The following is a 10,052-nucleotide window of genomic DNA, read 5'->3' as shown; positions in this document are numbered from 1 at the left end:
GACGGCCCGGTCGCGTGCGGCCCCGGTGTGATCGTGATCTGTGGCGCCCGGACACCGATCTCGGCGCCGTGCCGTGCGACTGCGAGCGGCCTTGATCGTGGTTTGTGGCGCGTGGGCGCCGATCTCGTCCCGTCACGCACATACGTTGGTCGATCTACCCTCGCCCGCCGAGATCGACATGAGGCTAGATCGACCAACGTATGTGCGGCGGGGGTCACGAGCCGAGCGTTGCGAGCAGCGACGCCAGGTCGGACGGGCGGCTGAACATCGGCCAGTGGCCCGTCGGCAGCGCGTGGACGCGGTAGTCGCGGCGGTCCAGGCCGGCGAAGTACGGGTGCCCCGCCGCGATCATCTCGTGCACCGCCGCTTCCGGGAACGTCGAGCAGACCAGGTCCGTCGGCGGCTGCTCCAGCGAGCGGACCCGCAACGCGCCCGTCGCCGTCGACCACGGGTGCGGCAGCGCTCGGGCGCGGATCGTCGCCGACAACCCGTCCAGGCCCCCGAACAGTACCGGGTTGTCCGCCGGGTCGAACGACGGCGGCGGCAGCAGGCCGTCCACCACCGTCGCCTCCGCCGCCGCGCGCGCCGACGGGCCCTCGAAGTCGGCCTGCACCGAGCCGTCCGGCATCGGGCCGCTCTCGACGTACACCACCCGCGCGAGCCGCCCGCCCAGCACCTCTACCGCCGCGCGCGCCGGGAAGCCGCCGTAGCTGTGGGCGACCAGCACCACTCCCGAGCGGTCGCCCACGGCGGCCACGACCTGCGCGGTGTGCGAGTCCAGCGTCGCCGTCGCCGCCAGGTCCGGCGACACGGCCGTCACCTCGTGGCCGGCCGAGCGCAGCGGCGCCGCCACCGAGTCCCAGGCCCAGCCGCCGAGCCACATCCCAGGTACCAGCACGAATTCCGTCATGCGAAGGACGCTAGGCTCGAATCCGGGCGGCTTCCGCCCGGATTTCGGGGTGGTCCATGTCACAGTCCACCGCGCGGGTGCTCGCGCTGCTGGAGGTGCTCCAGGCCCAGCCCGGCCTCACCGCGGCCGAGCTGGCGCAGCGGCTCGGCGTCGACGAGCGCACCGTGCGCCGCCACGTCGCCGCCCTCGTCGGTCTCGGGCTGCCGGTGCAGGCCGAGCGGGGGCGGCACGGCGGGTATCGCCTGCTGCCCGGGTACCGGCTCCCGCCGCTCATGCTGACCGACGAGGAAGCCGTCGCCGTCGTCCTCGGCCTGGTCAAGGGCGGGTTCGGCACCGCCGCGCGGGAGTCGGCCCTCGGCAAGATCGAGCGGGTGCTCCCGGCCGCGCTGCGCGAGCGGGTCCGGGCGGTCCGCGAGACCCTCGGCTTCACCCGGCCGGCGCCGACCGACAACACGCCGCCGACCGGGCACGTCCTGACGCTCGGCGAGGCGGTGCGGGACGGCCGGCGACTGACGGTCACGTACCGCTCGTGGCGCGGTGTGGACAGCGAGCGCGACTTCGACCCGTACGGCGTCGTGGTCCACGCCGGGAAGTGGTACGCGGCCGGGCACGACCACGCCAGCGGCGAGCTGCGCACGCTGCGGGTCGACCGGATCGCCGGCATCGCGCCGACCGGCGCGCGGTTCGACCCGCCGGAGGGCTTCGACGCGGTCGCGCACGTCGTCGGCTCGCTCGCGGCGGTGCCGTACCGGCACGAGGTCGAGGTCCTGCTGCACACGACCCTCGCCGAGGCGCGGGCCCGCATCCCGGCCACGGTCGGCGCGACCCACGCGACGCCGCACGGCGCCGTCCGGCTCACCTGCCGGGCTGAGCGGCTCGACGGCATGGCCCGCATGCTGGTCGGGCTGGGCTGGGAGTTCGAGGTGCGCCGCCCGGCCGCGCTGCGGGAGGAAATCCGGGCGCTCGGGCGGCGGCTGGTGAACAATGCCGAGGTGCCGACCTACGTCAAGAGCGTGACGTTCGACTGTGCCGACGCGCTGCGGGTGGCCCGCTTCTGGGCGGCGGCGCTCGGCACCGACGTGGACGACGACGCGACCGAGGAGCGCGCCTACGTCGAGGCGGCCGGCTGGGGCGGGCCGAACATGTGGTTCGTCCGCGTGCCCGAGCCGAAGACCGCCAAGAACCGCATGCACTTCGACCTTCGCGCGCCCGGGCCGGTCGCCGACGAGGTGGCCCGCCTGGAGGCCCTCGGCGCGCGGGTCCAGCAGGTCCGCGACGACCTCACCGTGATGCTCGATCCGGAGGGCAACGAGTTCTGCGTCGAGTGACGCGTCAGTGCAGCACCTCGAGCGCCGCCGTCCCGCCCGCCAGCACAGCCGCGCCGGCGAGGGGAGCGGCGTCGCCGAGGCTCGCTCGGCGGATTTCGATCCGGTTGTACCGGCTGAGCCGCGCGACCTCGCTCCACAGTGGACGCCAGAGGTCGTCGCCGCGCAGCGCGACGGCACCGCCCAGGGCGATCGCCGACAGCCCGGCCGTCAACGCGAAGTTCACGAGGCCGGGCGCCAGGCGTTGGGCGTACGATATCCAAAATGTCCGATCGTCGACGGTGTCCAAGGGCCGTCCGAGGCGCTCGGCCAGGGCCCGCCCGCCGACCAGCGTCTCCAGGCAGCCCGTCTGCCCGCACGCGCACGGCAGCTCGTTGCCCGCCACGATCTGGTGACCGGCCTCGGTGGTGAGCACGGTCGACCCGAGGCGCACCGCGGCGCCGACGCCGGTCGACAGGGTCAGGTAGCCGCAGCGCTCGACGCCGGCGAGTGACCCGCCGGGCGCGAACGCCTCGCCGAGCAGGCCGCAGGTGGCGTCGTGGGCGACCCGCACCGGGCAGCCGAGGGCGCCGGCGAGGTCGCGGCCGAGCGGCCGGCCCTCGTGGCCGCGCAGGTTGAGCGACACCCGGACGGTGCCGTCGTCCGTCACCCGGCCGCCGAACGAGACACCGGCCGCGGTCGCTTCGAGGCGGCCAGCCGCATCGACGATCATGGCCAGCTCCCGGTCGTAGTCCGGGTCGGTCGGGAAGCGCGCGAGATCCCCGACGCGGGTCCACGTGCCCCCGATGTCGAGGGCCACCACGGTCATGCCCGGGACGGTACCGTGAGGCGCATGCGCACTCTCGCCGGCACCGGCCACCTGCTCCGGCTCGCGCTGCGGATCGACCGGCTGCGGCTGCCGGTCTGGGTGGCCGTTCTCGCGCTGATGCCGATGGGCACCGCCGCGCAGTATCAGCAGCTGTATCCCACGGACGAGTCGCTGCAGATCGTCAGCGGGGTCGTCAGCAACCCGTCGCTCGTCGCCCTCAACGGCCCGCTGTTCGGGCTGTCCATCGGCGGCCTGACGGCGTGGAAGATCGGCATCACCGAGCTCGTGCTCGTCGCGCTCATGAGCGTGCTCACCGTCGTGCGGCACACCCGGGCCGAGGAGGAGAGCGGCCGCGCCGAGCTGCTCGGCGCCACCGTCGTCGGGCGGGCCGCTCCGGTCACCGCCGCCCTGCTCACGGTCGCGCTGGCCAACCTCGCGATCGCGCTGCTCGTCGCGGCCACCGTCGTGGGCGTCGGGCTGCCGGCCGGCGGCGCGCTGGCGCTCGGCCTGGGCGTCGGTGCCACCGGCGTGCTCTTCGGCGCCGTGGCCGCGGTCGCCGCCCAGTGCACCCGGTCCGCCCGCACCGCCACCGGGATCGGCCTCGGCGCCCTCGGCGCCGCCTACCTGCTGCGGGCGCTCGGCGACAGCGGCCCGGTCGCGCTGTCCTGGGCCTCGCCGATCGGCTGGGCCCTGCGGCTGCGCCCGTTCGCCGGCGAGCGGTGGTGGGTCCTCGCCCTGTTCGCCGCGGCGACCGCCGCCTGCGTCGCCGCCGCCTACGCGCTCCTCGGCCGGCGTGACCTGGCCGCCGGCCTGCTGCCCGAGCGGCCCGGCCCGGCCGCCGCGACGCCGGCGCTGGCCGGCCCGTTCGCGCTCGCCTGGCGCCTGCACCGCGGCGTCCTGCTCGGCTGGGTCGTCGCCCTGGCCCTGGCCGGTGCGGTCTTCGGCGGCTCCGCGTCGAGCATCACCGACAACCTCGACGCCAACCAGAACCTCGTCGACGTGCTGAGCCGCCTCGGCGGCACCACCGGGATCCTCGACGCCTACCTCGCCGCGATCTTCGGGATCACCGGCCTCACCGCCGCGGCGTACACGGTGCAGGCCACGCTGCGGCTGCGGGCCGAGGAGACCAGCGGCCGGCTGGAGCCGCTGCTGGCCACCCGCACCGGGCGCAGCCGCTGGCTGCTGAGCCACCTGCTGTTCGCGCTGCTCGGCACCGCCCTGCTGCTGGCCGTGGCGGGCGCGGCGGCCGGCGTCGCCTACGGCGCCCAGGTCCACGACGTCGCCGGCCAGGTGCCGCGGATGCTCGCCGACGTGCTCGTGCAGCTGCCGGCCGCCTGGGTGCTCGCCGGCATCGGCGTCGCCCTGTTCGGCCTGGCGCCCCGCCTCACCGCGCTGACCTGGGCCGCGCTCATCGCCTGCGTGATGATCCTCGAGCTCGGCGCCCTGCTCGGCCTGAGCCAGTGGGTGCTCGACCTCTCGCCGTTCGCGCACGTGCCGCACCTGCCCGGCGACCCGTTCACCGCCACGCCGCTGCTGTGGCTGCTCGCCGTCGCCGCCGCGCTGGTCGGCGGCGGCCTGGCCGGGTTCCGCCGCCGCGACATCGGCTGACCGGCGCCGGGCGTGCGGTCATGCGTCGCTGGTCGTCGCTGGTCGTCGCTAGGGTGGGACGGTCGCTGACCGTCGTCGACCGGGAGGTTGCGGGTTTGGACGCGGAGTTGGTGGCGCTGGCGTCGAGTGCCGCGTCGGCGCTGGTGGGGGCCATGGCCAAGAACGGCTGGGACTCCGGTCCCGAACATCCGGACACGCGGATCGTCCGAGACAGCATCGACTACTGGACCGATGTTGCCGACGGCGACGGAGGCTGAAGACCGCCGCGGACCCGCCGCGGTCCCCGGCCGGCGCGCGTTCAGCGCACCGACCACCGCTGGGCGCCGGTGCCGTTGCAGGTGTAGAGCTGGATCTTCGTGCCGTTCGCCGTGCCCGACGAGGTCACGTCGACGCACTTGCCCGAGCCGGCGCCGGCGATGCTGCCGTCGGCGTTGAACGTGAAGCGCTGCGCGGTCGTGCCGTTGCAGTCCCAGATCTGCACCTTGGTGCCGTCGGCGGTGCCGTTGCCGTTGATGTCGAGGCATCGCGTGCCGTTGTAGATCCGCAGCTCGCCCGCTGCCGTGCGGGTCCAGACCTGGTTCACGCCGCCGTGGCAGTCCCAGATGTGCACCTGCGCGCCGGGGGTCTGGCTGACGCCGCTGACGTCCATGCAGCGGCCCGACTGCGGGTTGACGATCGAGACCGGGGTGCCCACCGGCGGTACCGTCAGGGCCGAAAGACTGCCGGGCACCGACTGCAGCGCGGAGAACCAGCGCGCCGCCATCTTGTCGTAGCCGCCCGCGTTCGGGTGCACCCCGTCGGCCAGGTCGGCGGTGGTGAGCGCCGAGTGCATGTCGACCAGGTGGGTGCGCGGCCCCTTCTGCGCGACGATGCCCGGGACGGCGGCGTTGTACGCCCGCACCCGCGCCTCCAGCGTGGCGTCGGTCTCCGGCGTGATCTGCGCGACGAACAGCTCCACGGCCGGCGCTGTCGCCCGGATCTTGTCGATGAGCGCCGACAGCCGGTTCGGCGCGTTCGCGACGTCGTAGTTCTGGTTCATGTCGTTGGTGCCGATGTGCAGCAGGACCGTCCGCGGGGTGTACGTCTGCAGCCAGCCGACGATGTTGGCGTCGATCTGGTCGATCCGCCACCCGGAGTGGCCCTCGTGGTCGTGGTCGCCGAGGCTCGCCGGCCCGTTGAAGCCGGAACCGACGAAGTCGACCGTGTACCCGCCGGAGGCGAGGCGCTGCCACAGGTTGATGCGGTAGCCGCCGGGCACGTTGAACCCGTCGGTGATCGAGTCGCCGAGCGGCATGACCCGCACGCCGCCGTTGGACTCGGCGTGGGCGACCGTCGCCGGGGCGGCGAGGGTGAGCGTGGCGGCGGTGGCGGCCGCGGCCAGGGCCGCGAGGATGCGGCTTCGATGCATGCTGGTGTCCCCTTCGTCGGGCGCCTGGCGGGGCGCCGGTCCATCGAGTCTCAGCGATGTCTTGCGACGTTTGGGTGTCAGCGGTACCGCCGGTGAGACGAACGCCACCATGGGTGCGCCGAGCGGTTTGCGGGTGGTTGGCGCGGCGGGACGGACGGCGGAGGCGCACAATCCTGCGGTGGGCAAGACGCTGACGATCGACTGTGGGGGCGGCGGGCTGAAGGCGGGCGTCGTCGACGACTCCGACGCGTTGCTGTGCCAGCCGATCCGGGTCCCGACGCCGTACCCGTTTCCGCCCGAGCGGTTCGTCCGGTCGCTGCTGGACATCGCCGGGCAGCTCGCGCAGGAGTGCGGGCCGGCCGACCGGGCCACGATCGGCATGCCCGGCATGATCCGCCACGGCGTGGTGGTGGCCACCCCGCACTACGTGACGACCGCCGGGCCGCACACCGCGGTCGACCCGGCGCTGCTGGACGCCTGGACCGGGTACGACGCCCGCGCCGCGCTCACCCGCGCCTTCGACCGCCCGGTGCTGGTGCTCAACGACGCCGAGGTCCACGGCGCCGCGCTCGTCGACGGCACCGGCCTCGAGCTCGTCCTCACCCTCGGCACGGGCCTGGGCAGCGCGCTCTTCGACGACGGGTCGCTCGCCCCGCACCTGGAGCTGTCACACGCGCCCGTGCGGCGCAAGCGCACCTACGACCGGTACATCGGGGAGCACCAACGGCGCGAGATCGGCAACGCCCGCTGGTCCCGCCGCGTGCGCCGGGTCGTGGACGGGCTGCGGCCGGTCTTCCGGTGGGACCGGCTGTACCTCGGCGGCGGCAACTCGGCGCTCATCGACGCGGACAACCTGGCCCGCCTCGGCGACGACGTGACGATCGTCCCCAACACGGCGGGGGTCGTGGGCGGCGCGCGGGCGTGGAAGCTCATCGGGTAATCGGCGGGTCACGACCGGTTCGTCCGTTTTGCCGGGCGCGGACGGTGACCCGGTCGGCTCGTCCCCGAGCACTACGTGGCCTGCGACCGGAGCTTCACGGCGGCCGTCGGGGCCGCATCCGGGTAGGGTCCCGACGACATTCCTGTAAGGAACATTATTCCTGTGGGGAATGTCGTCGTTGTGGGGGACCGGCGGACTCCGGCCGGACCAGCCCCGTCTCGTACGCGAGCACGACCGCCTGCACCCGATCCCGAAGCTCCAGCTTGGTGAGAATGTGCCCGACATGGGTCTTCACGGTCGTCTCGGCGACGTGCAGCCGCTCACCGACCTCGGCATTGGACAGCCCTTGCGCCACGAGCAGGAGCACCTCCCGCTCCCGCTCGGTGAGATCCGCCAACCGCCGCCCGTTCCCAGCAGCGCTCAGTCCCGCGCCACCTCCACTGCTCGCGCCCCTACCGACCCCGGCTCCGCTCCCGATCCCGGCTCCGCCGCCAGCTCCGCCCCCGCTCCCGGCTCCGCTCCCGGCTCCGCTCCCGGCTCCGCTCCCGGCTCCGCTCCCGGCTCCGCTGCCGATCCCGGCTCCGCCGCCGCCGGCTCCGCTGCCGCTCCCGGCTCCGCGACCACCGGCTCCGCCGCCGTTTTCGCCTTCGGTTCCTGTCCCGCCTCCGCTGGCTGCTCCTCCGGAGCCCGACGACGGGGCGAACCGACCCGCGAACCGCTCCAGCAACCGCCGCGTCACCCGCGGCGCGACCACCGCGTCGCCGGCGGCCACGATGCGGATCGCGGACAGCAGCTCGGCCGGCGGGGCGTTCTTCAGCAGGAACCCGCTAGCCCCCGCCTGCAGCGCTGCGAACGCGTCCTCGTCGGTGTCGAAGGTTGTCAGCACCAGCACCCGCGGCAGCCGACCCCGCCCCACCAGCTCCGCCGTGGCCGCGACCCCGTCCATCACCGGCATCCGGATGTCCATGACCACGACGTCGGCCTCCACCTCACGCAGCAGCCGCAACGCCTCCGCCCCGTCACCCGCCTCCCCGACGACCGCCATGTCCTCCTGCGCCGACAGGATCATCCGGAACCCGGCCCGCACCAACTCCTGATCGTCGACGACAACGACCCGGATCACCGCCCACCCCCACGCCGCCGGCCGCCCAAGCACGGCGCGCGCGACGCCTCACCGCGCGACGCCTCACCGCGCGAAGTTCTACGGCCTAGGGCTTTACGACGCCAGGCTTCCCCGCGTGAGGCTTCAGCGCGTGAAGCCTCACTGCATAAGTGCTCACCGCGCGAGGCCTCACCGCGCGAGGGCTCACCGCGCGAGGGCTCACCGCGCGAGGGCTCACCGCGCGAGGGCTCACCGCGTGGGGCCTCGCTGCGTAAGTGCTCAACGTGCGAGGGCACCGCGTCACCCTCGGCCGGAGGCTGGCGGGTCATGCCGCGGCCGCCCGGCCCAACGGGATCGTCGCGGCGACCCGCCAGCCCCCGCCCGCGCACGGCCCCGCGGTCACGGCGCCCCCGTGCACGGCAACCCGCTCCCGCATGCCGATCAGCCCATGCCCGACGTACCCGACCGGCCGCTCCCGGCCACCCAAGCCCCGCAAGCCCTGGCCCGCAGCCCCGCCGTGGCCCGAGAGCCGGCCCTGGTCCGCATGCCACTTCCGAACCGGATGCCCCGACCGCCCCGCATCGCCCTCCTGACCCGCATCGCCCATCCGCCCGGCATGCCCAGCCGAAGCGTCGGCCGGAGCGTCCGCCGAAGCATGGGCCGGAAGTCCCGCTCGACCGGCGTGCGCGGAGGCCGGCACCGGCGGAGGCCGGCCGGCGCCGTCGTCCACGGCCTCGATCCGGACATCCGCGGCGGAGTAGCGCAACCGCACGGTCAGCACCGCCCCGGGGCCCGCGTGCCGCAGCGCGTTGGTCACCGACTCCTGGACGATCCGGTACGCCGTCAGCTCCTCCGCCGCGCTCAACCCCTCCGGACTCCCCTCGCGCTCGACCACCACCCGCAGCCCGGCCGTGGCGGCCCGCTCGACCAGCGTGTCGAGCTCCGCCAGCCCGACCCGCCGCCGCCCGAGATCGACCCCGGTGTCCTCCACACCGGCCCCCACGAAGGCCCCCGGGCCGCCCCCGAGGCCGACCTCCACGACAGGCGTCCCAACCGACCCCGCACCGAACTCGGCACCGGCAGCACCGGCAGCACCGGCAGCACCGGCCACGGCACTAGCCACGGCACAAGGCGATGCACCGGCCGCAGCGCCAGGCGATGCGCCGGGCGAGGCACCACGCTGCGCACCCGCATCGCCAACCGGCCGCGCGCCGGACGGCTGGACGGCGGGTAACGGCGGCGGGGACGCGGCACGCAGCAGCGACACCACCCGCCGCATGTCGTCGAGCGCCTCGCGCCCCGTCGCGGCGATCGTGCCCAGGGCGGCGCAGGCCTGCGTGGCCGAGGGGTCCAGCGTGTACGTCGCGCCGTCCGCCTGGACGATCATCACGCTCAGGCTGTGCGCCACCACGTCGTGCAGCTCACGTGCGATCGCCGCCCGCTCGTCCGCCGTCGCCAGCCGGGTGAGGTGGTCGCGCTCCCGCTGCAGGGTGGCGTTGCGCTCCTCGAGCGAAGCGATATACAGCCGCCGCGTCCGCACTCCGTGCCCCGTGACCCACACGGCGACCGTCACCGCGCCGACGACCCATGCGATGGTCCAGAAGTTGCCGGCGCGGCGGTCCTCGGCCCACGCCCCCAGCAGCACCCCGAGCCCCGCGAACGCCCCGGCCAGGATCGGCCAGCGCCCACCGGGCCCGTACTTGACCACCGAATACATCGCGACGAGCACCGCCACGTCGAACAGGCGGACCGCCGGCTGGACGGCCAGGTGGGCGCCGGCCAGCCCGTACACGACGATGCCCGCCGGCACCGGGAACGCCCGGCGGCCGAGCAGCGCCGCCGCCATGACGAACCCGCAGGCCAGCACCACCGCGTCGGTCGTGCCGCGCTCCATGAGGGCGAGGAACACGATCCCCGCCGCCAGCGCCCCGTCGAACACCCACCGCATGCC

The 10,052-nt window shown here is 74.7% G+C and carries 8 protein-coding genes and 2 pseudogenes; 4 read left to right on the top strand and 6 right to left on the bottom strand.

What is annotated here, in order from left to right; translation table 11 throughout:
* Positions 1 to 214 precede the first annotated feature (214 nt).
* Complete coding sequence (locus IEZ31_RS43995; RefSeq protein ID WP_190256093.1) at positions 215 to 910, bottom strand: alpha/beta hydrolase family protein; 696 nt, start codon at positions 908 to 910, stop codon at positions 215 to 217.
* Positions 911 to 966: 56 nt separating this feature from the next.
* On the opposite strand from IEZ31_RS43995, the gene IEZ31_RS43990 reads away from it, so the two are divergent.
* Positions 967 to 2,238 carry a VOC family protein gene (locus IEZ31_RS43990; RefSeq protein ID WP_190256092.1) on the top strand — a complete coding sequence of 424 codons (1,272 nt, stop codon included), beginning with the start codon at positions 967 to 969 and terminating at the stop codon, positions 2,236 to 2,238.
* A gap of 4 nt (positions 2,239 to 2,242) precedes the next feature.
* Here IEZ31_RS43990 and IEZ31_RS43985 read toward each other — a convergent pair whose 3' ends face one another.
* Positions 2,243 to 3,043, bottom strand: coding sequence for an ROK family protein (locus IEZ31_RS43985; protein ID WP_190256091.1), 801 nt, complete (start codon positions 3,041 to 3,043; stop codon positions 2,243 to 2,245).
* A 24-nt stretch (positions 3,044 to 3,067) separates the two neighbouring features.
* Here IEZ31_RS43985 and IEZ31_RS43980 point away from each other — a divergent pair, with 24 nt between their 5' ends.
* Together IEZ31_RS43980 and IEZ31_RS43975 are read left to right on the top strand one after the other, a co-directional pair.
* Positions 3,068 to 4,651, top strand: coding sequence for an ABC transporter permease (locus IEZ31_RS43980; protein ID WP_190256090.1), 1,584 nt, complete (start codon positions 3,068 to 3,070; stop codon positions 4,649 to 4,651).
* A 20-nt stretch (positions 4,652 to 4,671) separates the two neighbouring features.
* Complete coding sequence (locus IEZ31_RS43975) at positions 4,672 to 4,908, top strand: hypothetical protein (RefSeq protein WP_190256089.1); 237 nt, start codon at positions 4,672 to 4,674, stop codon at positions 4,906 to 4,908.
* Positions 4,909 to 4,949: 41 nt separating this feature from the next.
* Here the strand turns inward: IEZ31_RS43975 and IEZ31_RS43970 are convergent, their stop codons facing one another.
* Entirely contained in the window at positions 4,950 to 6,059 is a 1,110-nt protein-coding gene (locus IEZ31_RS43970; protein ID WP_190256088.1) for an RICIN domain-containing protein, read from the bottom strand.
* Between the two features lie 178 nt (positions 6,060 to 6,237).
* Here IEZ31_RS43970 and IEZ31_RS43965 point away from each other — a divergent pair, with 178 nt between their 5' ends.
* Positions 6,238 to 6,999 carry an ROK family protein gene (locus IEZ31_RS43965; protein WP_190256087.1) on the top strand — a complete coding sequence of 254 codons (762 nt, stop codon included), beginning with the start codon at positions 6,238 to 6,240 and terminating at the stop codon, positions 6,997 to 6,999.
* Between the two features lie 154 nt (positions 7,000 to 7,153).
* Here IEZ31_RS43965 and IEZ31_RS57360 read toward each other — a convergent pair.
* From IEZ31_RS57360 to IEZ31_RS57350, 3 genes and pseudogenes are all read right to left on the bottom strand, one after another.
* Positions 7,154 to 7,399 (bottom strand): annotated as a pseudogene (locus IEZ31_RS57360) (response regulator transcription factor); the annotation flags it as partial.
* 294 nt (positions 7,400 to 7,693) lie between these two features.
* Positions 7,694 to 8,122, bottom strand: a pseudogene (locus IEZ31_RS57355) (response regulator); the annotation flags it as partial.
* Positions 8,123 to 8,426: 304 nt separating this feature from the next.
* Positions 8,427 to 10,049, bottom strand: a complete 1,623-nt coding sequence (locus IEZ31_RS57350) for a sensor histidine kinase (RefSeq protein WP_229836751.1) — start codon at positions 10,047 to 10,049, stop codon at positions 8,427 to 8,429.
* Positions 10,050 to 10,052: the final 3 nt, after the last annotated feature.

It is taken from the genome of Dactylosporangium sucinum (assembly GCF_014647515.1).
Classification (GTDB): domain Bacteria; phylum Actinomycetota; class Actinomycetes; order Mycobacteriales; family Micromonosporaceae; genus Dactylosporangium; species Dactylosporangium sucinum.
This window is presented reverse-complemented; position numbering and strand designations above follow the sequence as displayed.

What these genes read in the sequence shown, in the direction of transcription:
- IEZ31_RS43970 (WP_190256088.1), bottom strand. Translation starts at nt 6,059, where the DNA reads ATGCATCGAAGCCGCATCCTCGCGGCCCTGGCCGCGGCCGCCACCGCC.
- IEZ31_RS43980 (WP_190256090.1), top strand. Translation starts at nt 3,068, where the DNA reads ATGCGCACTCTCGCCGGCACCGGCCACCTGCTCCGGCTCGCGCTGCGG.
- IEZ31_RS43990 (WP_190256092.1), top strand. Translation starts at nt 967, where the DNA reads ATGTCACAGTCCACCGCGCGGGTGCTCGCGCTGCTGGAGGTGCTCCAG.
- IEZ31_RS43985 (WP_190256091.1), bottom strand. Translation starts at nt 3,043, where the DNA reads ATGACCGTGGTGGCCCTCGACATCGGGGGCACGTGGACCCGCGTCGGG.
- IEZ31_RS57350 (WP_229836751.1), bottom strand. Translation starts at nt 10,049, where the DNA reads ATGCGGTGGGTGTTCGACGGGGCGCTGGCGGCGGGGATCGTGTTCCTC.
- IEZ31_RS43995 (WP_190256093.1), bottom strand. Translation starts at nt 910, where the DNA reads ATGACGGAATTCGTGCTGGTACCTGGGATGTGGCTCGGCGGCTGGGCC.
- IEZ31_RS43975 (WP_190256089.1), top strand. Translation starts at nt 4,672, where the DNA reads ATGCGTCGCTGGTCGTCGCTGGTCGTCGCTAGGGTGGGACGGTCGCTG.